Annotated in this window: 20 protein-coding genes; 10 read left to right on the top strand and 10 right to left on the bottom strand. The window is 66.4% G+C overall.

Translation table 11 applies throughout. The features are described 5' to 3' along the window. Positions 1 to 206 precede the first annotated feature (206 nt). From ACQGNW_RS12555 to ACQGNW_RS12535, 5 genes are all read left to right on the top strand, one after another. Positions 207 to 1,391 carry an SPFH domain-containing protein gene (locus tag ACQGNW_RS12555; protein ID WP_426663525.1) on the top strand — a complete coding sequence of 395 codons (1,185 nt, stop codon included), beginning with the start codon at positions 207 to 209 and terminating at the stop codon, positions 1,389 to 1,391. Further along, positions 1,388 to 2,857: a hypothetical protein gene (locus ACQGNW_RS12550; protein ID WP_426663524.1), complete on the top strand. Its 1,470-nt coding sequence runs from the start codon at positions 1,388 to 1,390 to the stop codon at positions 2,855 to 2,857. The genes ACQGNW_RS12555 and ACQGNW_RS12550 overlap by 4 nt, the downstream gene beginning before the upstream one ends. Positions 2,858 to 3,028: 171 nt before the next feature. Next, complete coding sequence (locus ACQGNW_RS12545; protein ID WP_426663523.1) at positions 3,029 to 3,880, top strand: protein NO VEIN domain-containing protein; 852 nt, start codon at positions 3,029 to 3,031, stop codon at positions 3,878 to 3,880. Positions 3,881 to 4,110: 230 nt separating this feature from the next. Next, positions 4,111 to 4,617, top strand: coding sequence for a hypothetical protein (locus ACQGNW_RS12540; protein ID WP_426663522.1), 507 nt, complete (start codon positions 4,111 to 4,113; stop codon positions 4,615 to 4,617). Between the two features lie 246 nt (positions 4,618 to 4,863). Then, positions 4,864 to 6,006 carry a M23 family metallopeptidase gene (locus tag ACQGNW_RS12535; RefSeq protein ID WP_426663521.1) on the top strand — a complete coding sequence of 381 codons (1,143 nt, stop codon included), beginning with the start codon at positions 4,864 to 4,866 and terminating at the stop codon, positions 6,004 to 6,006. A 272-nt stretch (positions 6,007 to 6,278) separates the two neighbouring features. On the opposite strand, the gene ACQGNW_RS12530 is transcribed toward ACQGNW_RS12535, so the two are convergent. From ACQGNW_RS12530 to ACQGNW_RS12515, 4 genes are all read right to left on the bottom strand, one after another. Further along, complete coding sequence (locus ACQGNW_RS12530; RefSeq protein ID WP_426663520.1) at positions 6,279 to 9,179, bottom strand: pre-peptidase C-terminal domain-containing protein; 2,901 nt, start codon at positions 9,177 to 9,179, stop codon at positions 6,279 to 6,281. Between the two features lie 839 nt (positions 9,180 to 10,018). After that, complete coding sequence (locus tag ACQGNW_RS12525; protein ID WP_426663519.1) at positions 10,019 to 10,423, bottom strand: cupin domain-containing protein; 405 nt, start codon at positions 10,421 to 10,423, stop codon at positions 10,019 to 10,021. 43 nt (positions 10,424 to 10,466) lie between these two features. Then, positions 10,467 to 10,946: a carboxymuconolactone decarboxylase family protein gene (locus tag ACQGNW_RS12520; protein ID WP_426663518.1), complete on the bottom strand. Its 480-nt coding sequence runs from the start codon at positions 10,944 to 10,946 to the stop codon at positions 10,467 to 10,469. Between the two features lie 74 nt (positions 10,947 to 11,020). Next, a complete protein-coding gene (locus tag ACQGNW_RS12515; protein WP_426663517.1) occupies positions 11,021 to 11,776 on the bottom strand; it encodes an SDR family oxidoreductase in 756 nt (251 codons plus the stop codon). 219 nt (positions 11,777 to 11,995) lie between these two features. Here ACQGNW_RS12515 and ACQGNW_RS12510 point away from each other — a divergent pair, with 219 nt between their 5' ends. Together ACQGNW_RS12510 and ACQGNW_RS12505 are read left to right on the top strand one after the other, a co-directional pair. Next, the gene (locus ACQGNW_RS12510) at positions 11,996 to 13,576 is read left to right on the top strand and encodes a winged helix-turn-helix domain-containing tetratricopeptide repeat protein (RefSeq protein ID WP_426663516.1); all 1,581 of its coding nucleotides are present in this window, start codon (positions 11,996 to 11,998) and stop codon (positions 13,574 to 13,576) included. A 462-nt stretch (positions 13,577 to 14,038) separates the two neighbouring features. Further along, positions 14,039 to 14,770 carry a hypothetical protein gene (locus ACQGNW_RS12505; protein ID WP_426663515.1) on the top strand — a complete coding sequence of 244 codons (732 nt, stop codon included), beginning with the start codon at positions 14,039 to 14,041 and terminating at the stop codon, positions 14,768 to 14,770. A gap of 112 nt (positions 14,771 to 14,882) precedes the next feature. Here ACQGNW_RS12505 and ACQGNW_RS12500 read toward each other — a convergent pair whose 3' ends face one another. From ACQGNW_RS12500 to ACQGNW_RS12490, 3 genes are all read right to left on the bottom strand, one after another. After that, positions 14,883 to 15,161: a hypothetical protein gene (locus ACQGNW_RS12500; protein ID WP_426663514.1), complete on the bottom strand. Its 279-nt coding sequence runs from the start codon at positions 15,159 to 15,161 to the stop codon at positions 14,883 to 14,885. Between the two features lie 163 nt (positions 15,162 to 15,324). Beyond that, positions 15,325 to 15,942 (bottom strand): antibiotic biosynthesis monooxygenase family protein, encoded by a 618-nt coding sequence (locus ACQGNW_RS12495; protein ID WP_426663513.1) that lies wholly within the window; start codon positions 15,940 to 15,942, stop codon positions 15,325 to 15,327. Beyond that, entirely contained in the window at positions 15,939 to 16,934 is a 996-nt protein-coding gene (locus tag ACQGNW_RS12490) for an alpha/beta hydrolase (protein ID WP_426663512.1), read from the bottom strand. The genes ACQGNW_RS12495 and ACQGNW_RS12490 overlap by 4 nt, the downstream gene beginning before the upstream one ends. 402 nt (positions 16,935 to 17,336) lie before the next feature. On the opposite strand from ACQGNW_RS12490, the gene ACQGNW_RS12485 reads away from it, so the two are divergent. Then, a complete protein-coding gene (locus tag ACQGNW_RS12485) occupies positions 17,337 to 18,158 on the top strand; it encodes a restriction endonuclease (protein ID WP_426663511.1) in 822 nt (273 codons plus the stop codon). Positions 18,159 to 18,226: 68 nt separating this feature from the next. On the opposite strand, the gene ACQGNW_RS12480 is transcribed toward ACQGNW_RS12485, so the two are convergent. Continuing rightward, positions 18,227 to 18,571 carry a hypothetical protein gene (locus tag ACQGNW_RS12480; protein WP_426663510.1) on the bottom strand — a complete coding sequence of 115 codons (345 nt, stop codon included), beginning with the start codon at positions 18,569 to 18,571 and terminating at the stop codon, positions 18,227 to 18,229. A gap of 271 nt (positions 18,572 to 18,842) precedes the next feature. On the opposite strand from ACQGNW_RS12480, the gene ACQGNW_RS12475 reads away from it, so the two are divergent. Further along, positions 18,843 to 19,331, top strand: a complete 489-nt coding sequence (locus ACQGNW_RS12475) for a flavodoxin family protein (protein WP_426663509.1) — start codon at positions 18,843 to 18,845, stop codon at positions 19,329 to 19,331. A gap of 71 nt (positions 19,332 to 19,402) precedes the next feature. Continuing rightward, positions 19,403 to 20,338, top strand: coding sequence for a hypothetical protein (locus tag ACQGNW_RS12470; protein WP_426663508.1), 936 nt, complete (start codon positions 19,403 to 19,405; stop codon positions 20,336 to 20,338). A gap of 482 nt (positions 20,339 to 20,820) precedes the next feature. On the opposite strand, the gene ACQGNW_RS12465 is transcribed toward ACQGNW_RS12470, so the two are convergent. Both ACQGNW_RS12465 and ACQGNW_RS12460 read right to left on the bottom strand, forming a co-directional pair. Then, complete coding sequence (locus ACQGNW_RS12465) at positions 20,821 to 21,303, bottom strand: hypothetical protein (RefSeq protein WP_426663507.1); 483 nt, start codon at positions 21,301 to 21,303, stop codon at positions 20,821 to 20,823. Further along, complete coding sequence (locus ACQGNW_RS12460) at positions 21,300 to 22,439, bottom strand: AAA family ATPase (protein WP_426663506.1); 1,140 nt, start codon at positions 22,437 to 22,439, stop codon at positions 21,300 to 21,302. Before ACQGNW_RS12460 ends, ACQGNW_RS12465 begins: the two co-directional genes overlap by 4 nt. Positions 22,440 to 22,486: the final 47 nt, after the last annotated feature.

The raw sequence follows: 22,486 nt of genomic DNA, 5'->3' as shown, positions 1-22,486 counted from the left end.
AGATGCCATCCATCGCCTGCCAGCAAGTTGCCACGTCCGTTCCGCTGCCTGTCGCATCTCCGGCCCGCGCGAGGCCCCGTCTGGTTTCCTAATAGGCACCAACCACGGTCCGGGGCCGCAGTCGCCCGGGGCCCATGGAAGGTCAGCTCCGCACCCGCAACGGTGCGGGGCCATCAACGGAAGCCATGCAGCAAGGGGGCAGCATCATGATGGGCAATTCAAGCAGGCTCAGGACGGCGACCACGCGCGTGTTCAACCGCAGGACGCTGGTGCTGGCGATCCTCGCGCTGGGCGGTTACGCGCTGTACCGGCATCCGCCGATCGAAACCATCGGGCCGCAACAGGTCGGCATCCGCACGAACGAATGGACCGGCTCGGTGAGCGAGGTGGGCCAGGGTCCCTGCGTGGTGATCCCCGGCATCCAGAGCCTGCGTACGTTCCCCCGGCAGGACCAGATCTACCGCCCCACCCGCAGCGCCAAGGCCGACGGCCCCGCGCCGTTCCAGTCGTCTGAAGGCCTGTCCCTCGGCGTGGAGCTGGCGATCCGCTACGCGATCGACACGAAGACGCTGCCCAGGGTCGCCAAGGCGCTGCCCGAGCACATCGGCCGCGACCTGGTGGAGCCGCTGGTGCAGGGCGTGATCTACAAGGTGTTCACCCGCTACACCGTGCGCGAGATCTTCTCGACCAGGCGTCAGGAGATCCAGACGGTGATCGAGACCGAGCTCAAGCCGATGCTGGCGGCCGACGGCATCGTGCTGCGCAACGTGATGATGGGCAACGTCGACCTGCCGCCGGACTACCGCGACGGCATGAACAAGGTGCTGGCCACCGAACTGGAGAACCAGCAGATGCAGTACACGCTGCAGCTGAAGGAAAAGCAGGTGCAGGAGTCGAAGCTGCAGGCCGAGGCCGACAAGGCGCGGCGCGACACCGCCGCCGAGGCGGCGGCCGACGAGCAGGTCATCGCAGCCAAGGGCCAGGAAGAGGCGATGAAGCACGTGCTGCCGTTCAAGCGCAAGCAGATCGAGCAGCGCGAGCTGGAAGCGCAGGCCCAGAGTGCCGCCCTCATCCAGAACGCCAAGGGTGCCGCCGAGGCGCGGCGCATCGAGGCCGCCGGCGAGGCCGACTCGCGCCGCAAGCTCGCCGACGCGGACGCCTACCGGATGGAGAAACTCAGCAAGGTCAACAGCGAGGAGCTCGCGCGCGACGGCGCCCTGATCGACCAGCATCCGCTGCTGATCCAGAAGACCCTGGCCGACAAGCTGTCCGACAAGATCTCGGTGATCATCGCGCCGCCGCCGGCCACGGGCGGGTTCATCGGCCAGGCCCTGATCGACGGTGCGCACAAGGCCCCGACGGCGGGCACCGCCACCGGGAACGCGCCATGAAGGTGCGGCTGTGGATTCTCCTGCTGCTGGGCATGGGCGCAGCGCATGCCGCCGTGCCCCCACTGCCGCCCGCCCACCCGCTGGCCATCGTCACCGGGGACGGCACCGCGCTGCGCGCACAGGCGCGGCACTCGGCGGCCACCCAGGCGGTGTTGTGGCAGGGCGAGAACCTGGAGGTGCGCGGGCGCGCGCTGGACTACCTGCAGGTCTACGACCACCGCATCGAGCGCGCCGGCTTCGTGCGCGCCGACCGGGTACGCATCGTCCCGATGCGGCCGGACGACGCGCCCCAGTTGCTGGCCGTGGTGCGCTTCCTGCGCGACATGCCCGGCGACGAAGCGCTGGGCATCGCGTACACGGCGGCCTACCTGAAGGCCGCGCCCGGCAGCACCATCGACGCCGAGCCGTTCGACGCACTCGGCGTGATGGCCGGGCGCCTGGCCCGGCGCGCCTCCACGAACCACGACAAGTCCCTGGCGCAGGCCCTGTCCGGGCAGCTGGAAGTAGTGGCCGGCTACGGCGTCGCCATCCACAGCATCGCCCGCGCCGATGGCGAGCGGCTGTGCTACGACGGCGACGCCTTCCGCCGCGTGATGGCGCTGGACGCCACGGCGATGCAGAAAGCCACCGCCGCGCTGGCGCTGACCGCGCCGGACTGCGTCGATCCCGCCCTGCCGCCGGTGCAGCGCACCGCGCTCGACAGCTGGCGCGCCGGCCTGCTCGACCGCGTGCCGCGCGCCGGCCTGCCCCGCTACGTGCAGAACCGCCTGCACATGCGCGAGGCGTCGGTGTGGTCGGCGATCGCCTTCGAACGCACGCGCAGCGGGCAACCCGCGCAGCAGGCCGCATCGCGATCCATCGACGAACTCGCCGCCGTCGACACCCGCGCGCTGGTCGATAGCGACCGCGCGGCGTACAACGACGCGGCAATACGCGTCGGTGCCTCGCGCTGGGCGGCACAGCCACTGCTCGCGGCAGCCGCGGGCCTGCACATCGCCACCGTCGCGGGCCGCCCCGGCGAAACCTGCATCCAGTTGCTGGATCGCAGGCACGGTGCCAGGGCGCCGCTGGTGCAACGCTGCACCTACGGCACGGTGTGGGCCAGCTCGGCACGCGCCAACTCCGGCGGCACCGCGCTGACGCTGGCCGTGCAGCCGATGACCAGCTGGCGGGAGCTGTGGCTGTTCCACGTGGTGGGCAAGCAATGGGTGATCGACGTGCTGCCGCCCGCCGACGACGATCCGGGCCTGGGCTACATCGAATTCGCCGGCTGGGTGCCCGGCGACCGCCTGATGCTGGTAGCACGCGAGGCAAGGGTCAACGGCCGCTTCGTGCACCGCTTCGAGATCCTGGACATGGCGAGCCTCGCCACCACCCGCGGGGCCGACAAGCCATCCTCGCTGAGCTGGTTCTACCGCTACCAGGATGCGATCTGGCGCAGCCAGACGGTGAGCCTGCGGAATTGAGGGGCGGGCGGAGGCCTGCCAACACCAGGGTGTGGTCGGAGTCGGCTTTAAAAAAGGTGCATTCTGACGGTTGCCTGGAAGGGAGGAAGTGCACGCGGCCCCCAGTATTGTTCCGCTTTGAATTTGACTACGCTTGGGGGTGGGTCAGGGGCATGTGATCGGGGGACGCACATGGCGAGAGGGGACGACTGGTCGCAACTTGAGGTGGAAGCCTGCGTTGCCGACTACCTCGCGATGTTGACGCTCGAGCTGAACGGCCAGCGCTACAGCAAGACCGGGCGCGCCAATGGCCTCATGCAAAAGCTCGACGGCCGCAACCGACCATCCATCGAGTTCAAGCACTGCAACATCAGCGCGGTGATGCTCGCCCTCGGTTATCCCTACATCGCTGGCTACAAGCCACGCGGCAACTACCAGGGCATGTTGCTGGACATCGTTGAGGCGCAGGTGCAACTGCGTCCCGACCTGCAGGACGCCGCCCAGGCGGCCGTACTGCGCCCAGCGACCGTCGTAGCCGTTGCCAATGGGGGGGCCGTCTGGGTGCCTCTGCCCAGGCCCCCCCGCGTTCGCGAAACCCCGGCGAGCTACGCGCCCCGCTTTTCGCCTGCCAGGCGGGACTATCTCGCCCAGGAAGCGCGCAACCGTTCGCTCGGGCGTGCTGGCGAACTGTTCGTCCTGGAGTTGGAAGCGCGCCGATTACATGCCGCCGGCAAGAAGGTGCTGAGCGAACGGGTCGAGCATGTCGCCGCCACCCAGGGCGACGGCCTGGGCTTTGACGTGCTGTCGTTCGAGGAAGACGGGTGCGAGCGGCTGATCGAGGTCAAAACCACCAGCTTCGGCGAACTGACCCCGTTCTACGTCAGCCGTAACGAGCTGGCGCGCTCCCAAGCTGACGCCGGGCGCTATCAGCTCTATCGGGTCTTCGGCTTCCGCGATCGCCCCCGGCTCTTTTCCGTGCCAGGCGCAATCGAAGACTCCTGCCAGTTGGAAGCGACCACCTACCTGGCCCGCGTGGGCAACTAGCCCAAGCCGCGAAACTCACTACGACAAGCTAAGGAGCACTTTCGCGCGTGGCACCGGAATGACTCACCTTCAGCGCATTGGAAAGGCGTATCGAGGAGGTCCCCGAGTATCCCTCCTACCGAGTATCCCCGAGTCGTCGCATCAGGTGGGGCAACGGCATCGGCATCGCGGCGGCCCTACTCGGGTCGATCCTCGGCAGGACATTCCCGGCCAGCCTCGCGATACTGATCATGACGTCCATGCTGCTCGCCGTGGAGATGATCGCTTTCGCGATCGCGTGGATGGCCGAACTCCCGACCTTGAACCTGCGTCCATCCAAGGAGCGCCAGCAGTACGCCGAGGCGCTGGACTTCGACATGCCCCTCCACCTCGAACTCATCATCTGGTTGCAGCGCTTTCCTCGGGAGCGCCTGGAGCTACTGAGCGCCTACAGCGCCCACCGTCTAGACCGCATGCGGAGCAAGCTGCCGCTCCTGACCGGCAGCATCGAGAAGCTGGGTGTACTCCCACTCCTCGCTGGTCTGTTTCTGCAACTCAAGGACCTGCATTGGCCCTTGCAGCTGCACTGGCCGCAAATCCTGCTGATCGCCTTCCTGATGCTTTGCTACTGGACGGGCATGTTGCAGCTGGGCCTGCGCGTTCGCCTGGAGCTGTACGACGCGCTTCTCAAGCGAGCACTTGGCGACCCGATCGGCGACGACTGTCGAGAACCAACTCCTTTGGAAGTCGGCAGCTAGAGGAACGTGCGCGCCGACAGGGGGCGAACACAACCCGGCTCGCCATCATCCACAAACCCCAGCAAACCGGTGGCAGTGAACCGCCTCCGTTCGCTGTCTATCCCGTTGGCATCGCCGATGCAGTCCACCGCCGGAGCTTCCGCGCCGCAATGCCGCTCGCCCCGCGATAACTGCCCCTTGTCCCAAATCGCTTGGCTTCGTCCGTGCACCGACCTAGCTTGGTCGCTCCACTGTGGAAACCGCTTCATGAAAACGGCGACCAACAGGCTGCTAGCGTTGCTCCTTGCCGTGGCATCCAACACGCAGGCGACGACGCCGGAATCGCTGCAGCCATCTTTCGACCTGCGCGTTCTCGACGTGCCGCAGGCGGTAACGACCGATGCCGGCACGCAGGTGTTCGAGGAGTTGCACCTCACCAACTTCACCGACGTGCCGCTTCGCTTGGTTCGCGTCGAGGTGGTGGACGCGCAGGACGGGCGTGTGCTGATCCGTTTCGCGGGCGATGCGTTGCAGCACCGGCTCGCACAGATCGGCGACCCGGCCACGCCGAGCGACACCGTCATCCCGCCGGGAAGGCGCGGCGTGGTCTACATCGAGTGGCCGACACCCAGGCGCCGTCCGCGAGCGATCGAGCATGTCGTGACGTACGCGCGATTGTCTGGGGCGCACACCGATATCGTGCACGGCGCCCGCACGGCGGTGTCCTACGCCACCGGAGCGCCGCTGGGGCCACCGCTCCGTGGCGGTCCCTGGGTCGCGATCCATCGCGCCGACTGGGCTCGCGGCCATCGCCGTGTCTTCGACGCGGTCGGCGGGCAGGCACGCATCCCGGGGCGCTTCGCCATCGACTGGATGCGCGTGGACGATGCCGGGCATACCGCGCGCAACGACCCCGACGTACCCGGCCACTGGCTGGGCTACGGCGCGGAGGTCCTGGCCGTGGCGGACGCTACCGTGGTTGCCATTCGCAACGACATGGCCGAATCCCCCACCGTATCGGGAAACCCAAAGCACATGCTGGCGGACGACGCCGGCAACTTCGTGACGCTGCGGCTGGACGATGGCCGCTACGCGTTCTACGAACATCTGCGTCCCGGCAGCATCACGGTCCATCCCGGCCAGCGCCTGCGGCGCGGTGACGTGCTCGCCGAACTGGGATTCACCGGCGTGTCGACCGGTCCGCACCTGCACTTCCACGTATCCGACGGGCCATCCCGGATCGGCTCGGAAGGTCGGCCATTCACGCTCGCAAGGTTCGATTTGCTGGGAAACTATGGCGACCTGAGCGAACTCGGCAAGGCCGCCTGGACGCCCAGACCGGCGCGGGAAGACCAGCAGCGCACGGACGAGTGGCCGGCCGAGAACGTGGTCGTCCGGTTTCCGGACTGACTGCCCCAGTGCCCCGACGCGGCCGGGGTCGACAGCCCAAACACCGAGGCGCACAACGCCTGTCGCTGATTGGCGAGGTGGCGGACACAACCCGCCACGCCAAACGCAACAACAGAATCAGGTCCGTTTCCTGGCTCCGTTCCAACGGGCACGGTGTACCTGCCCCCTGAATAGCACTGACACTTTTTTCCACAGGACCTCCGCGATGGCCGGACAGGCCATCGCGGAGCATCCCTTTCCACGACATCACCGCAGGGTGACGTCACCCGCCGTTACGGCAACCACTGGGCCCGAATGGTCAGGCCGGTGACGCTGGTCCGGGCATGCACCAGGACGTAGTACGTACCAGGCTTGGGATTGCTCCCGATGCACAGCTCGTTGTTGCCGGCATGGTACGAACGGCAGTTGTAGCTGCTCAGCGTCGGCGCCGAGCCGTACTTGACGTACAGGTCGGCGTTGCCCGTTCCGTTCGCTGTCATCACCTCGCTGTAGGTGACGCCCTTGGGGATCGTCACGGTGTACCGCAGGTCCCCACCCGTGGGGATCCTCAAGCCGGTCACGGGGACGTCGTTCTGCAACTGGCCGCCCGGTGCGGGTGCGGGTGCGGGTGCGGGTGCGGGTGCTGGTGCTGGTGCTGGTGCAGGTGCAGGTGCAGGTGCAGGTGCCGGTGCGGGTGCCGGTGCGGGCGCCGGTGCGGGTGCCGGTGCGGGTGCGGGTGCCGGTGCAGGTGCGGGCGCCGGTGCAGGTGCAGGTGCAGGTGCAGGTGCAGGTGCGGGCGCGGGCGCGGGTGCGGGTGCGGGTGCGGGTGCGGGTGCTGGTGCTGGTGCCGGTGCAGGTGCCGGCGCCGCGGTCACGGTGCCGCCGCCGCTTACGCTGAAGGCAAGCACGCCGTTGGCGCTGGCCATGAACGTACCGCCGGGCGACACGCTTACCTGCTGCTGTCCGTTGACGCTGGCCACCGTCACCGAATAGCCGGTGTTGGGAACCAGCTCGGTGATCACGTGACTGGCGGCATCCGCGGGCACGGTGTAGCCGATGGCCCCGCTGATGGGCGTGCCGGCAGCGCCGGCGCTGTTGATCACCACGTCGTTGCCGTCGCTGCCCGACAGGCTCACGCCCACGATGGCGCCCGCGTTCACGGTGACCGGGGTGACGGAGGCCACGAGCGTCGGCGACGACGAGGTATCGAACACGTTCAGCCACTGCTGGCTGACGCCGGCGGCCGGCGCGCGCTCCTGCACCTGCCACACCTTCACCGGGTTGCTGCCCGGATACAGCCCGACCGTGGTCGTGGTCGCGTTGGCGGGAAGCACCGACGTCATCGCGCCGGCATAGGTGCCGTTGTAGGTCACATCCAGCCGCGTCTCGCCGGTGGGCGCCGTGCCCTTGACCGGGCTGGCCGGGAAATGCCAGGCCAGGTACTGGTCGTAGGCGCTGCTGCCGGCCGTGGTGCGGTCGTGGACGACAAACCGGTGCGGCCGCAGGTACACCACCTCGCGCGACCAGGCCGCCACGGCCGGGCCGGCAGAGAACGTGCGATACATGTCCTCGATGTGTTCGGCGCGGGTGTAGACGTAATGTGCGCCGTCCTCGAAAGCCGCGACGTGCGTGCGCACCTGGTTGTCTTCGGTGGTTGCCGCAGCCTGTGAGCCGCCTTCGACGATCTTGCCGCCGCTTTTGTTGAACACGTAGAAAATGTTGTAGAGCTGGCGGTTGCCCATGTAGAGCGTGCCGTCGGGGCTGCCGTAGTTGTCGTTGTAGATGCGGTCCTCGTCCGCGCTGCCGGTGGGCCCATGCACCATCCAGCCGCTGGCGTTGACCAGCAGCGGCGTGTTGCCGTGCGTCAGCGCCAGGCTGCCCTCGTCGAAGAACTGCTCGCCCTGCGCCGGGGCATTGGTGTACGGCCCCGCGCGGAACGACATCCAGCTGGCAGTGTTGCCCCAGTCCGAGCGTGCCGCCACCGCGTTCATGCCCTTGGCGAAATACGACAGCGGCAGGGACGTAAGCGACGTGGTGGGCGCGGCCGGATTGCTCTCCAGGAACAGCAGCCACGGGTCGGAGGAATTGAAGCCGTTGGTGGCCGTGCTGATCTCGTTGAGGTACTCGTGGAACACGCCCACCTTGGGCGATTTCCAGAACCCGATCTCACCCAGGATCATCTCCGCCAGGCCCACCTGCGTGGTGCCGGGCATGCCGATGCCGATCGCCGATCCATCCGCGTGATTCATGTCGCGGTCGTCGAAATACGCACGCGACGGCCAGGTGAAATGGATCATGTAGTCGGCGTTGTCCACCGGGTAGCTGTACGGCGCCGCCGTGGCGTGCACGATGTCCGTGCCCGTCGCCGTCATCACTTCGCGGGCCGGCATGCTCATGTTGAAGATGCCCAGCGTCGCGTAGTTGCCGAAGCCTTCCGGCCAGCCGCCGCCGGCGAGGTGCTGCGCGTAGAACGGCTGCACGCGCTTGGCGAACTGGTTGGTGTACCAGTCGTTCCACTCGGTCGGCGCACTGGGGTTGTCCCCGTAGGTGCCCAGCGCGATGGCCGCCTTGGCGTGGAAATAGCCGGCGAAGTAGTTGCTCTGCGGGTGGTTGTATTCGAACGTCTTCGTCTCGAACGACGTCACCCACGCATTGGCGGTGGTGTAGACCTGGGTCCGCTGTGCCGGGGTCAGCAGGTCGTACAGCCAGTCGTAGCCGAGGCCGAAACCCACGCCGTAGAAGCGCATGGCATAGCCGTCATCGACGTTCGGGTTCTCACCCTGGTTGCCGTACGGCGCCGCCATCTTCATCAGGATATCGACCGCCTTCGCGCCGTAGGTGGCCGCCGCGGTCGGGTTGCTCGACTTCAGGGTCTGGTAGCACAGCGCCTCGGACAACAGTGCCGGCAGGTAAGACTCGCCCTGGTAGCCCGAACCGATATTCGGCAGGTTCGGGTAGGTGGCGCCGGTCGGATAATTCACCGTGCCACCGATGTACGAGTCGCAGACCGACTTCAGCATCTGCCACTCGGGCGTGTTGGCGGCGGCGTTCTGGCGCAGCGCCGAAAGAGTGGGCGCATCGAGGATCATCCGGGGATGCGCCGCGGTCACGGCGGGTGCCGTGGCGGCAAAAGCATTCGCGGACAGCGTGGTCAGCAACAGGGTCAGCAGCGTGGCGCAGCCACCTGCGCCCACGCCGCGCAGGAACCTGGACGGCTTGCCCAGGGCACGTGGATCACTGGCTACGGTAGGGGTTGAAGCAACGGAGGGGGTGGAAGCGAGGGCGCGCGCGAGACGCCCCGCGGGGACATTGCGGGGAAAACTCATTCAATACTCCAGGACGCGTCGTTTCCCCGTGCGCCTGCGACAAGCCTTCGTCTGCATCACGGGGGGACATGGATCAGGATCCGATCCAGCCCCGCAAGTTACGCAGGCGAACATTGATCAATCGTTAGCTTCTCCGCTGGAGGATGCGAGAATAATGTGATCTGGTTCACACTTTTCACCATCGTCCCTTGAAATGGAGGCGCTCAAGCGCCGTGAGATCTTGCGTGGACGCAAAAAGTGTCGGGAACGGTGCGGGCGCCGCAGCAGCCTGCACCTTCTGCTCTGCGGATGGCTGCGGGTCTCCGTCACCGGCGCATCGGACAGCGCATATGCCTGCAGTCTGCAGCCGAACCGTCCCGACGCGTGCCGCAGACATGGCAGGTAACGCTGACGATCGAGATCGTCCGGAAGGCGCAGCAGCCAATAGCTGCGCCGCCGCACCCCATGCCGGGGAATGCCGGGAAAATCGAAGCGCGGCAGGCGCCGCGCATATCAACGCGACCACGACTCAAAGGGCAATGTCCCTGACGTCCCTGTGAATCCCCCGTCGTTCCTGGCCCTGCGTGGGCCGCGATGCAACCTGCGCGGCCGTGGACGCCAGCTCGCGACGGCAGATGGGGAAGGCCCGCCAATGGGCGGGCCTTCGAGTCGTTTCGGCATGACGAGAGGGTTCACGGATATCGCGGGTTTCCGCCTCGTCGCTCGCATCACTTCACCGGTATCAACACCGGCGCGCCCTTCTTCTTCAGGAAGAACACCACGAACCTGGCGGGCTTGGTGAGGCTGGCGTTGCGGCCGATGGTGTGCACGTCGTTCGGGCCTTCGTAGAAGGTCTGGCCGGCGGTCAGCGTGACCGGCTTGCCGCCGCGCAGGCCCATCACGATGGTGCCTTCGAGCACGTAGATGAAGGCGTCCGCGTTGTGGCGATGCACGGGGTCCACCGTGCCGGGTGGGTACTCGACCGTCAGCATCACCGCTTCCTTGCCGGGATAGTCGGGCAGCGGCTTGGTCATCAGCGTGGTGACATGCGCTTCGGGCGCCGGCTGCCGGGCGCTGGCGGTGCCGGCGGCCAGCAGCAGCAGCGCGGCGGCGAGCGATTTGAGTGCGGTCATGGTCGGGTTCCTCGCGGGGTCGGGAAATGCGCGCGTCCGCGCGTCAGGACAGCCCGGCCTTGTCCAGGCCGTACATCTTGTCGTGGCTGCCGGGCACGGAGCGGAAGCCCACGCTGACGCGGTTCCAGGCGTTGATCGACATCACCTGGAAGGTCAGGTCGCTCAGCTCCTTCTCCGACAGCTCCGCGCGCACGCGCTCGTACACGTCGTCGGGCACGCCTTCGGCGGGCATGCGCGTGAGGACTTCCGTCCACTCCAGCGCGGCGCGCTCGCGCGCGCTGAACAGCGGCGACTCGCGCCACACCGCCACGTGGTACAGCCGCAGCGGCCGCTCGTTGTCGATGGTGGCTTCCTTGCTGTGCATGTCCACGCAGAAGGCGCAGCCGTTGAGCTGCGAGGCGCGCAGGTCCACCAGGTGACGGATCGAGGCCTCGATCGCGCAGTTGCGCAGGGCCAGGCTGAAGTCGACGAACTTCTTGAACAGTTCGGGGGATTGCTTCTGATAGTTGATGCGCTGGGTCATGGGAGTCTCGATGGTGGGCAAGCCGGGAAGGTGGAGGGAATGCGCCGGCAGGCGCGGGATGCGGGCGCGCCGCCTCAGGGCCGCGCCGCGGCGCGCTTGAGCCAGTCCTGGAAATGCGTCGCGCCGAGGCGCGGGTGCGCGCCGGGCGTGAGCGAGCCGTCGTCCAGCTCGGCGCCGAAGTAGCGCGCGTGCACGTCGGCGATCACCTGGCGCCGGTCGCCGTGGACGGCCATCGCGGTGCGCGCCAGCTCGTCCAGCGGCAGCGCCTGCGGACCGGCCACTTCGACCGTGTCGTTCAGCGGCGGCCCGACGGCCAGCTCGGCCAGCGCGGCGACCACGTCCTCCGCGGCGACCGGCTGCAGCAGCGCGGGCGACAGCCGCACCACGTCGCCGTCGACGGCCGCGGCGATGATGCCGTCGATGAACTCGAAGAACTGCGTGGACCGGAGGATGGTGTAGGGAATGCCGGAGGCCTTGATCAGGCGTTCCTGCGCCAGCTTCGCGCGCAGGTAGCCGCTGTCCGGCAGGCGGTCGCTGCCGACCACCGAGAGCGCGACGTGGTGCTGCACGCCGGCGGCCTTCTCGGCGGCGAGCAGGTTGCGGCCGGAGGTTTCGAAGAACGCCAGCACCGCCCGGTCCTCGAACGAGGGCGAGTTGCAGACGTCGACGACCACGCGGGCGCCGGCCAGCGCCTCGGCCAGCCCTTCCCCGCTCAGCGTGTCGACGCCCGAGCTGGGCGAGGCCGCCAGCACGTCATGGCCACGTTGGCGCAGCCGCTTGACCAGGTTCGAGCCGATCAGCCCGCTGCCGCCGATGACGACGATCTTCATGGAATCCTCCTGCGTCCGCGTCGACCGCGACGATCGACGGCAGCAGGATGCGCGCCGCGCGCATGAAACACTTTGCGCGGGCTTTGGATTACTGTTGGATTTCCCTTGCAAAGCTGTCCAGAAGGCCGTGTCGCGATCGCTTTCCTGTCCACGCCGCGGGCGCCATCGTGGCCGCCCGGCGGCCGCCCCGCCGACGCAAGCCAAGCGGTGGAGCGTGCCATGTCGCTGATGTTCGACGGCTACCGGCTCGACCTCGCGCGGCGCGAACTGTCCCTGTCCGGCATCGTCGTCGCGACGACGCCCAAGGTGTTCGACCTGCTGGCCTACCTGGTGCAGCACCGCGGGCGCGTGGTCAGCCGCGACGACCTGCTCGCGGCAGTGTGGCAGGGCAGGATCGTCTCCGAGTCCACGCTGGCCAGCCATATCAATGCCGTGCGCAAGGCGATCGGCGACACCGGCAGCCAGCAGCGGCTGATCCGCACCGTCGCCCGCCGCGGCTTCCGCTTCGTCGGCGATGCCACGGAGGAGACTGCGGCGTTCGACGGCGCGCCCTCGCCCGCCGTCGAGACGACCGCCGCGGAGCCGGCGCCGGCGACGACGCCGCGCAGCAAGCCTTCGCTGGCCGTGCTGCCGTTCGTCAACCTGAGCGGCGACCCGCAGCAGGACTATTTCGCCGACGGCGTGGTCGAGGACATCATCGCGGCGCTGTCGCGCCTGCGCTGGCTGTTCGTGATCGGCCGCAATTCCAGCTTCGCCTACAAGGGCCGCGCGCTGGACCCACGGCAAATCGGCCACGAACTGGGCGTGCGCTACCTGCTCGAAGGCAGCGTGCGCAAGGCCGCCGACCGCGTGCGCCTCACCGGGCAGATCGTCGATGCGAGCACCGGCCAGCACCTGTGGGCCGATCGTTTCGAAGGCGTGCTCGGCGACATCTTCGAACTGCAGGACCAGTTCGCCGAAAGCGTGGTGGGCGCGATCGCCACGCAACTGGAACGCGCGGAGATCCGCCGCGCCAAGGCGAAACCGACCGACAGCCTGGACGCCTACGACTGCTACCTGCGCGGCCTGGCCTGCTTCCACCGCAACACGCGCCAAGCCATGGACGAGGCGCTGCCGTTCTTCCACCGGGCGATCGCGCTCGACGGCGAATACGCCGCGGCGTACGGCATGGCCGCGTGGTGCCACTGCTGGCGCAAGATCAATCGCTGGATGGTCGACCCCGAACGCGAATCGGCCGAAGCCGCGGCGTTGGCCCGGCGGGCGGTGGAGCTTGGCCGCAACGACGCGATCGCGCTCACCCGCGGCGCCCACGCGCTCGGCCATTTCGGCGGCAGCCTCGACTACTGCAACGACCTGCTCGATCGCGCCCTGGCGCTCGATCCCAACCTCGCCGGCGCCTGGCTGTTCAGCGGTTATCTGCGCCTGTTGCGCGGCGAGCCGGACGATGCGATCGAGCGCTTCGAACACGCCATGCGGCTGGCGCCGCTCGACCCGGAGATGTTCCGCATGCGCGCCGGCATGGCGCTGGCGCACCTGCTGGCCGGGCGCTTCGACGACGCCTCGGCATGGGCGGACAAAGCCTACGGCGAAATGCCGAGCTTCGTGCTGGCCGCCGCCGTCATCGCCGCCAGCCACGCGCTCGCCGGCCGCACCGACCGCGCACGCCAGGCCATGCGCCTGCTGCGCGAGATCGATCCCGCGCTGCGCGTGTCGGCACTGGCCGACTGGCTGCCGTTCCACGCGCAGGCCGATGCCGCGCGGTTCGCGGAGGGGCTGCGGCAGGCGGGATTGCCGGAGTGAGCGTCGCACGGAGCGCGCGCAGCACGCCTGCGTGCTGATCGCCCGTTCCGCGGTGGGTGGCCGGGCCGCCGCGAAGCATCCTGATCCTGTCTCGACCCGGGCACGGAATCGATCCGATCCCGGCACCGGCTGCTGTTGCAGATGGCGCGGGTCTGCGTCGCCGGCGCATCGGGCAGCGTATCTGCCTGCAGTCTGCAGCCGAACCGTCCCGGCGCGTGCCGTGGGCACTGCGGGTCACGCGAACGATCAAGCTGCAGCCCGGCGCACCCGATTCCCGCCCCCGTAAAAAAAGTTTGCTGCCGGTGTCGATCTGCGAACGTCTCCGTCGTCGTCCCTGTGTGGCCGCCAGGGCCAACACCGACCGGAGAGATCGCCGTGAGAAAGCCAGCGCTGACAATGTCCCACTCGCCTGACCACGGCGGCCCGCTCCGCACCGTGCTCATGACCGGCAGGGTGAAGTTGATGGGCCGGCTTGCTGCCGGGCTGCTGGCCTGCGCCCCGCTGGCCTTGCTCGCCGTCACCGGCGCCGCCGCTGCACCCGCCCGGCCCTATGCCCGCATGGCGCCCGTCGATGCCTACCTCATGGACCGCGCCCAGGAAATCGCGTTGGCCAGGAGTGCCGCGCCCGCTGCGATCGCCAAGGATGCGACGGTGCTGGTGCTCACCCGCACCGGCTACGCAACCGCCGTCACGGGCAGCAACGGCTTCGTGTGCTGGGTGGCGCGGAGTTTCAGCGGCGCCCCCGACTGGCCCGAGCGCTGGAACCCGAAGATCCGCGCCCCCGGCTGCGACAACCCGCAGGCCGTGCGCACCGTCACCCGCATCGCCGAGCTGCGCACGGCGCTGACCCTCACCGGCCACAGCGACGCGGAGATCGCCAGCCGCATCCAGGCCGCCCTGCGCAGCAAGCAGATTCCGCCGCTGGCGCCGGGCGCCATGTGCTACATGATGTCGAAATCCGCCTACCTCACGGACGACGGCGGCCACGACATGGCGCACGTGATGTTCTACGTGCCCTTCAAGGACGGCGCCGATTGGGGCGCCAACCTGCCCGGCTCCCCGGTCTTCGGCGGCAACTACTGGTACTACACGCCCGGCCATCAGGCCGACGCCGCCGCCCTGCCGCCGCTGTCGGTGCTGCTGGTCGGCGTCGGCACCTGGTCCGACGGCACGCCCGCGGGGATGGCGAAGTAAGGAACAGGGACGGGTTCACTTTCACGCGCCCGGGAAATGAACCTCACCCCGTTGGCTTGCGCGCAGGGCCTGGCGACCGGCAGGCCATGCCTTCCGCCGGGCACGGCCCGCGTCAGGGATGGTAGAGGACGTACAGAGCCAGGCCAGCCTGCACCAGGAGCCATATCCAGCCCGCCGCCGCCAGCTGGAAGCGGGTGCTGACCTGGAGGTCCTCGTTCGCGGACACGAAAATCAGGATGTTCGGGATCGCCAGCAATATCAGCTGCTCGAGCCACGGTATGCCGATGCCACGCCGCATCGTCACCAGGGGATGAACCGGCCTCGTCGCGGCGAGGTGCACATTGATCACTGCCACGAACAGCGAGACGGCAATGGCGGCGTATCGCATCATGTCCTGGTCCTTGGGTCAGGTTGTCGGGCAGCACGCACCTGCTGGAATTCACGGCCCCAACACGACGGTGGGACCGCGGCGATTATGCGCTTTTGATTGCCCCTGCCTTGGCCGAACGGACTCAGGCTCACTTTCGCGTGCCCGACAGGTGAACCTGACCGCGTCAGCGGGGCGGATAGTGCTGCGGGGCCTGGGCCCGGTCGCGCATGCCGTAATCCCGCTCGACCCGCACGAACAGTCCGCCGGCGATCGCGCTGCCCGCTCCGTGCCCGGCCATGTGGCGTGCCGCCGAACGCGCGTCGGGCCAGGCGGCCAGCGCCAGCTGGCGTTCCGGCTCGGCCAGGTGTTCGAACCGCTCGTGCGTCATCGGTACGGGCTGCGGCAGCCTGGCCTCCGGGCGCGTCGACGCGCCGGCCGTCGCCCCGGTGAACAGGGCCAGGAACCGCGCCTGGCCATCGCCGGCCGCCGGCATCGCCGTCGTGCACGGCCCTACCCGCAGGCGGTAATCCAGGAAGATTCCATCGCGCCCCGCCTGCTGCGCCAGCCTGTGGCGCTCCATCGTGCGCCAGCGCACGATGCCCGCCTCGCTCTCCCACAGCGAAAGCGAAAGCAGCACGCCGGGGCGATCGAGGCTGCGGAAGCGCTCGTTCTCGAGGAAGCCCGTGATGCTTTCCAGCGCCGGCCGCAGGTCGGCGGCGATGCCCAGGTATTCGTCCATGCGTGCCGGCTCCGGGCGCACCTCGAACACCACAGCCCAGCGGGCCCGCCCGGCGGCGCTCATGGTGCTAGCGCCCCGGCCGCCTCGATGAAGGCGGCCACGCCCGCATACAGCGAGTGCCGGTTGCGCTCCAGGTGCATGACGTGGGTGCCATCGTCGATGCGCAGGCGCCAGCGCAGCGGGCTGGCGGTGAAGCGCGCCAGGAACGTTGCCGCGCCCGCGTCGTTCACCACCGTGTCGTAGCTCCCGTAGACCACGAACACCGGCAGGCGCACCTTGGCCGGATCGTACGGATAGTGCCCGCGCTCCGCGGCGACGATGTCGACATTCGGCCCGTTGGGAATGCGCAGCCGGTCCGCGGGATCGCCTGCCACGTGCGGGACCGACGCCCGGAACGCCGCGGCCCAGCGGGCTTCCACCGCCGGCTCCAGCAGCGTCAACCCGGCGGGCAGCACGCCCTTGTAGTGCAACTGGTCCAGCCGCTCGGCGGCAGTCAGCGGGAACCAGGCTCCGGCCGGGGCGTGGTCGTCCTTGCCTCCCGGCACGGGCACGATCGGCCCGAACAGGGTGAGCGAGGCGAGCGCGGCACTGTCGCGCGCCGCGAAGGCCGCGGCTGGGATGGTGCCCCAGGAATGGGCGACGAGGTGCACCTTGGCCATGCCCATCGCCCCGTGCAGGTAGCGCACGGCAACGGCGATGTCGTCGGTCGCGTCGTGCGCACGTTCCACCGGCTGGCCGGCGGCGGCCGGCGCTTTCATCGCCGGCGGCCGGCTCGAATCGCCGAAACCACGGAAGTCCAGACCGCAGGCCTGGTAACCGCGGGCCGCCATGTAGGCCAGCCAGGAGTCGCCAGGCGCGAAGCGGTAGCCCGACGCGAGGTCCGTGGGAAAGCTGGAGCCATGTACGAACAACACGCTGCGCGACGAGGGCTGCGGCGGCGCCATGCAGTGCAGGGCCACCCACTCCCCCCGCTTTCCCGTTGGCAGGCGGATGGTACGTTCAACCCCGCTGGGGCCCGCAGTCGCCAGCGCCATGGTCAGCAGCATCGAAAGCATGTTCGGGTTCCTTCGGGTGGGAGACCCGACCATGCTGCGTGATGCGCGACGGCAACGTTTCGCTGTGGGGCGAAGCGTGGGCTCCCGGCTGCGGGTGCCGCCACTTTCAAGCGTTCGTGCGGCCCTCCCTGCGGGGGGCTGCGTGGACTTCCAGAAAATGCACCCTGCCCCTGTCTTGGCGAGGCGGGGCGTGGACCATCGGTCCCTGCGTCGCGCAGGCGGCTGCGCCCTGGTGACCGGCCGGTGCGGAAACCGCGGGTCAGGGCTGAATCGCGGAACTCTAGGGGGCGCTCAAGCAAGCCAGCGTAGACCCTCGATCTATTCGCCCAGAAGGCTAGAATCCGTTGGTCGGACGCGACCCGGTCTCGTTTGGTTGCAGTATTCCCATGGAGGGAGAGAAGCATGGCAAAGCGCAGAGAAGGCGGCTTCGAGCTACTGGCAGCGATGCCCTGGCCCGTTCCCCTGGTCCTTGGTGTCATCGGCTTTGTGGGCGTTCGATACGGTATTGGCTGGGCGATGAGCACCAGCCAGAACGCCATTCTCGCCGGCCTGGGCAGGCAGCTATCCAACGGTGCCTACGCACTCTTGGCCTGGGCCGTGCTCGGCATCTGCTGGTTGGCGGCCCTCGCCTCTTACATCAGTGCCAAACGCCGCCGGCGTTTACTGGAAACACAGACGAGCCTTGAGAGCATCCGCGCCCTGAGCTGGCGCCAATTCGAGCTGCTGGTGGGCGAAGCGTTCCGGCGCCAGGGGTACGCCGTGCAGGAAACGGGACTCGGCGGCGCGGACGGCGGCATCGACCTGCTGCTGCGCAAAGAGGGCAAGCTGACCCTCGTGCAGTGCAAGCGCTGGAAAAGCCAGCGCGTCGACGTGAAGGTTGTCCGCGAGATGTTCGGGCTGCTTGCCCACCACCAGGCTTCAGCGGTAAAGATCGTCGCCGTAGGCGCCTACACGCCTGATGCCCAGCGCTTCGCCGAAGGGAAACCTGTTGAACTGATTACCGGCGCCGCGCTGCTCGAACTGGTCCGCAGCGTCCAGACGGCACCCGCCGAACCGGCGCCCCAGGCGCAGGTGCCCGCCCCAGCCGAAGCGTCGCCGTCTTGCCCGAAGTGCGGCAAGGAGATGACGCAACGTACCAACCGACGCACAAACGAACGCTTCTGGGGCTGCCCGTCCTACCCGAGCTGTCGCGGCACGCGCCAGCTAGACGGGAATGCGCTCTGACACCTGCCTCTCGCCATCCCGGTACATGAACCTGACCCGGCTTTCGCGAACCGGATGGCCGCCAATCGTTACGAGCTTGCTTCGTCGGACGACGCGGAGCCCGTCAACTGCCACAGCGTCGCGTAGTTCATCACGGGGCGCTCGAACGTCGCCCCCTTTTCGCTGAAGGATTTCCCCAGATCAAGCATCGGCTGGAACGTTTCCATCTGCTTGGCGGCTTCGAGGCTGGTCCAGAGGCTGACATTCGTCAGCGAAGATGTCGCCTCATCCGCCCCGAAATAGAAGGACAGCAATCCGTCCATGGCCTCTATGCCGGGACGCAGGATGGGATCAGTCTCCACCGCCATTTGCCGGAGTTCGGCGAAGCGCTCTGGAGGACACCGCAGAATCGACACGCGCACTACAGGCTTCATGCACCGCGTCCTTATATTGTCGTTCGGCTCGTTCGGTTCGTCCCTCATGGGGACGCGGCAATCTAACAGTGGGCAAATTCGCCTACAAGTGAGTTCCGGCGCCGATCCGTCTCCCGAACCGAACGATTGAACGGGGTCAGGTTCACTCTGACCCGGGTTTTGAACCCGGCCCGTTTTGCACTTTTCCTCTGTTGACCTGCATCAACACCACCGCCCGTCGCCATCCCAACATGGAGGTCACGGCCACCTTGCCGGGCGGAGAGGACAAGCCATGACACCCGCCAACCGCACGCTCATCGTCTACTACAGCCGCAGCGGCACGACCGCGCGCGTGGGCCATGCCCTGGCCCAGCGCCTGGGCACGGACGAGGTGGCGATCCAGGACAAGCGGGCGCATGGCCGCGTATCCGTCTGGCGGGCAGCGCTCGATCGCCTGCTCAACACCTTGCCCCCCATCGCCCCGATCACGGCGCCGCTGGATAACTATGACCTGATCGTGCTCGGAACACCGGTCTGGGGAGGGCGCGCCGCGGCCCCGATGCGCCGGTTTCTCAAGGACTACGGGCCAAGCCTGCCTGCGGTGGCGTTCTTCTGCACGATGGGCGGCAGCGGTGCCGCAAGCACCTTCGAAGACATGCAGGCGCGGCTGGGCAAGCCGCCGCGCGCAAGCTGCTCGTTCGATGCCAAGGCACTGAACAGCGGCAGTTATCTGGGCGCGCTCGACCACTTCGCGATGCAACTGGCCGGCGATGCGCACTAGCGGTTTTCAAGCCAGCCGCACCCAACTTAATTAGCCACGTCCCCTTTATTTCGCCATTAGGAGTTCAGACGATGCGATACGTTCTTCTTGCCATGGCGATACTCCTCGCTCCGGCCATACCGACCCAGGCCCAGGCGCAGACCCAGCTGAGCATCGGCATCTCAGATCGCGGCGTCAGCCTCGGATTCGTGATGTCGACGTATCCGGCGCTGGTGCGCATTCCGGGCTACCCGGTCTATTACGACCCGCGAGTGGACGCGAACTACTTCTTCTACGACGGCTTGTACTGGGTGTACCAGGACGACAACTGGTATTCGAGCAGCTGGTACAACGGCCCGTGGGACATGATTCCACCGGCCTATGTGCCCTGGTTCATCCTGCGCGTTCCGGTGCGCTACTACCGCCGCCCGCCCGCCTACTTCCGGTACTGGCGAGCCGATGCCGCCCCGCGCTGGGGCGAACGCTGGGGGCGCGACTGGGAACGCCAGCACAGCGGATGGGATCGCTGGGATCGTCGCTCCGTACCCGTTGCCGCGCCGTTGCCGAGCTATCAACGCAACTACACCGGCAACCGTTACCCCCGCCAGCGAGAGCAGCAACGCGCGATCCAGTCGCGCAGCTATCACTACCAGCCGCGCGAAGCGGTGAGCCGGCAGATACTCGAACAGCGCCGCCAGGGTGCGCCAGCGCGCGAGCAGGAGCAACAGCAGCAGCGGAATGCCATGCAGCAGCAGAACCTGCAGCAGCAACGGCAGCGGAGCGCCCGGCCGCAGCAGAACCTCCAGCTACAACAGCAGCGAACTGTCCGGTCGCAGCAAAACCTCCAGCAGCAGCGGAACGCCCGGCCGCCGCAGAACGTCCAGCAGCAACGGCAGCAGCGAATCCAGCAGCAACGTGCACAACCTGCGCAGCGGGCCCGCGGTGCTGAAAGGAAGGGCGAGCAGGGTCAGGCTGACAAGGGCAAGAAACAGAGAGGCAACAACCAGGACAACGGCGGGCACCCATAGCCCAAGGCAGCAACAAAAGGCGTTAGGGACGATTCGAACGCCGCGGCAGCCTGCGGAGTGACCGGACCGCTGCGAAGCGTCCCGTTGTTGCTTCGACCCGGACACGGCGAGATAACTGAACCTGACCCGCTTTTGGCAATCAGGAAGCCGTATGCCACCCGCACGGGTAGCCGAAACCGCACCAACGCACAGGACGCGGCTTAATTAGCCGCGCCCCCTTTATTTGCATTACGCGACCGGAGGATGAGATTCGTTGCGGCAGGCGTGACACGCGTCCGCCGCTGTTGCCTGGCCATGATTTGCGGCGGGCTCGCTTTACTCGGCGATGCGCACTAGAAGCTTTCAAGCCAGCCGCACCCTACTTAATTAGCCACGCTCCCTTTTATTGCGCGTACAGGAAGCGGCTTAATTAGCCACGCTCCCTTTATTCGTAGGCTTTTTTTCAGCCAGATGACGACGCAATGTAATTACCCACGCTCCATTCATTCCCGAAATAAGTAGCCGGTTGCGGCATTGAGACGCCGAGCCTCATGCAGATTATGCCGCAAAAGCTCGTGACCCCAAAAAACTTCTTCGCCTGACGCGCAATCTCCAGCCAACTTGAGCCCGATGGCTTCTAGATTCATCCCCATAGCCGCACGTAGGGCCTCGGGTTCAATACCGGTGCCGAGTATAAATACCCTGTCCAACAGGTCTTCCGGCACCCGACCCTTCAGGCGTTCTATTCTCTCTTCAAACTTACCGTCAAAATCGATGATTAAAACAACCCGACGCAGATCGAACTTTCGAAGTTGCTTGATATGATAGCTCTCGAACTCCTCCAGGACCTTCAGCCACCCGCCCGATGGCGGCGATATACCAAACCTGTGGACATCTACTGCGTGATGCCGCAGAAAGCCATTCACTAGCTCTCTATTCGCATCGTCTTCGAGCACAATTTGAACGTGATCAACATACTTGTTCACCACGGGTCAATATCCCCTTCGATCACACGGGCAATCAACTCTTGCCCATCTTCAGACAGCTCCTGCAATTGGCGAATTACGGTCGGCTCCAAGTGACTTCGCCTACCAAGGACCCACGTGCTATCTCTGGAGAAGCGCCGAATAGCTTCCGAGTTATGAGATGTCATGAGTATCTGGCCGCCAACCTCAAAGCCCTGCCGCAAGGCGGCCACAAACTGGCTGACCTCACTGAGAGACAAGTGGTTATCGGGTTCATCCCAAAAGGTAAATATCGGACCGTAGACCTGGTTTGCGGCCAGAACTACAGCACAAAGAAAGAAGCATTTCTCCCCATCCGATAAAACATCAAAAAGCAGCTCAAGTTTTTCCTGGCCACTTTGACTATCCGACCCCGTATCACGAAAGCGGACCCAGAGCGACTTAGCTTCACGCCCCAACTTTTCAAAGCGAAAGTCGACCACATCGACCATCACTTTCTTAAGATAATCGATCACTATTGCATAGGCCGCAGGATATCCGTCAAACACCCCTGATAACCAATCTGCCAAATTGTCGCCATCTTCACTAACAGCGAGTGTACCAATACCGGCATCCCCCTTCATCAACTTAGGAATAGGCGACAATATAACTATGCGCGAGAGCCAATCACGGAATGTGCTTAGAGCACTAACGGCGGTTGGATCCTGGATTACGGGAAGCGCTAACAGATGCCAATCCACGTTAAAGGTTACGCCTCTATTTGACGAGGCCCCCTTATGAATTGTGACTTGCGCCAGTTTCCTAGAAAAAACCTTCTTTTCATTCAAGGTCAATTCTTCTTCCAACACGCGCAACTCACGAAAGTTTTCCGGCAAATCCATTGCAAGTGCATATGTGTAAAGATACCCATTTAGCCTAACGTCGATTTCCAATCGCATAGGTATCGTTACGCGGCCATGCGAAAAATCGGAGATGCTTACAAGCTCGCCCACCCGATTTCTGCCGCGCCCGATGCCCTGAAATATCCGCAAGAGATACCGCAGGGTGGATTTACCAGACCCATTCTTTCCGATGAGCAAAGCGGAAGGAATCCCTCCCGTCTGGAAGTCGAAATTTTCATAGCATCGAAAATTGTGAGCGTATATGCGCGCAAGCATAAATAAACTCTTTTTTTGTGAGATCAAAGGGCGGGACAGCTAGCGAG

Source organism: Rhodanobacter aciditrophus (genome assembly GCF_050026795.1).
In the GTDB taxonomy this organism is placed as follows: Bacteria; Pseudomonadota; Gammaproteobacteria; order Xanthomonadales; family Rhodanobacteraceae; genus Rhodanobacter_A.
This window is presented reverse-complemented; position numbering and strand designations above follow the sequence as displayed.

Excerpts from the sequence above, each read along its gene's own strand:
- ACQGNW_RS12555 (WP_426663525.1), top strand. The coding sequence starts at position 207 with ATGATGGGCAATTCAAGCAGGCTCAGGACGGCGACCACGCGCGTGTTC.
- ACQGNW_RS12550 (WP_426663524.1), top strand. The coding sequence starts at position 1,388 with ATGAAGGTGCGGCTGTGGATTCTCCTGCTGCTGGGCATGGGCGCAGCG.
- ACQGNW_RS12545 (WP_426663523.1), top strand. The coding sequence starts at position 3,029 with ATGGCGAGAGGGGACGACTGGTCGCAACTTGAGGTGGAAGCCTGCGTT.
- ACQGNW_RS12540 (WP_426663522.1), top strand. The coding sequence starts at position 4,111 with ATGACGTCCATGCTGCTCGCCGTGGAGATGATCGCTTTCGCGATCGCG.
- ACQGNW_RS12535 (WP_426663521.1), top strand. The coding sequence starts at position 4,864 with ATGAAAACGGCGACCAACAGGCTGCTAGCGTTGCTCCTTGCCGTGGCA.
- ACQGNW_RS12525 (WP_426663519.1), bottom strand. The coding sequence starts at position 10,423 with ATGACCGCACTCAAATCGCTCGCCGCCGCGCTGCTGCTGCTGGCCGCC.
- ACQGNW_RS12520 (WP_426663518.1), bottom strand. The coding sequence starts at position 10,946 with ATGACCCAGCGCATCAACTATCAGAAGCAATCCCCCGAACTGTTCAAG.
- ACQGNW_RS12515 (WP_426663517.1), bottom strand. The coding sequence starts at position 11,776 with ATGAAGATCGTCGTCATCGGCGGCAGCGGGCTGATCGGCTCGAACCTG.
- ACQGNW_RS12510 (WP_426663516.1), top strand. The coding sequence starts at position 11,996 with ATGTCGCTGATGTTCGACGGCTACCGGCTCGACCTCGCGCGGCGCGAA.
- ACQGNW_RS12505 (WP_426663515.1), top strand. The coding sequence starts at position 14,039 with ATGGGCCGGCTTGCTGCCGGGCTGCTGGCCTGCGCCCCGCTGGCCTTG.
- ACQGNW_RS12500 (WP_426663514.1), bottom strand. The coding sequence starts at position 15,161 with ATGATGCGATACGCCGCCATTGCCGTCTCGCTGTTCGTGGCAGTGATC.
- ACQGNW_RS12495 (WP_426663513.1), bottom strand. The coding sequence starts at position 15,942 with ATGAGCGCCGCCGGGCGGGCCCGCTGGGCTGTGGTGTTCGAGGTGCGC.
- ACQGNW_RS12490 (WP_426663512.1), bottom strand. The coding sequence starts at position 16,934 with ATGCTTTCGATGCTGCTGACCATGGCGCTGGCGACTGCGGGCCCCAGC.
- ACQGNW_RS12485 (WP_426663511.1), top strand. The coding sequence starts at position 17,337 with ATGGCAAAGCGCAGAGAAGGCGGCTTCGAGCTACTGGCAGCGATGCCC.
- ACQGNW_RS12480 (WP_426663510.1), bottom strand. The coding sequence starts at position 18,571 with ATGAAGCCTGTAGTGCGCGTGTCGATTCTGCGGTGTCCTCCAGAGCGC.
- ACQGNW_RS12475 (WP_426663509.1), top strand. The coding sequence starts at position 18,843 with ATGACACCCGCCAACCGCACGCTCATCGTCTACTACAGCCGCAGCGGC.
- ACQGNW_RS12470 (WP_426663508.1), top strand. The coding sequence starts at position 19,403 with ATGCGATACGTTCTTCTTGCCATGGCGATACTCCTCGCTCCGGCCATA.
- ACQGNW_RS12460 (WP_426663506.1), bottom strand. The coding sequence starts at position 22,439 with ATGCTTGCGCGCATATACGCTCACAATTTTCGATGCTATGAAAATTTC.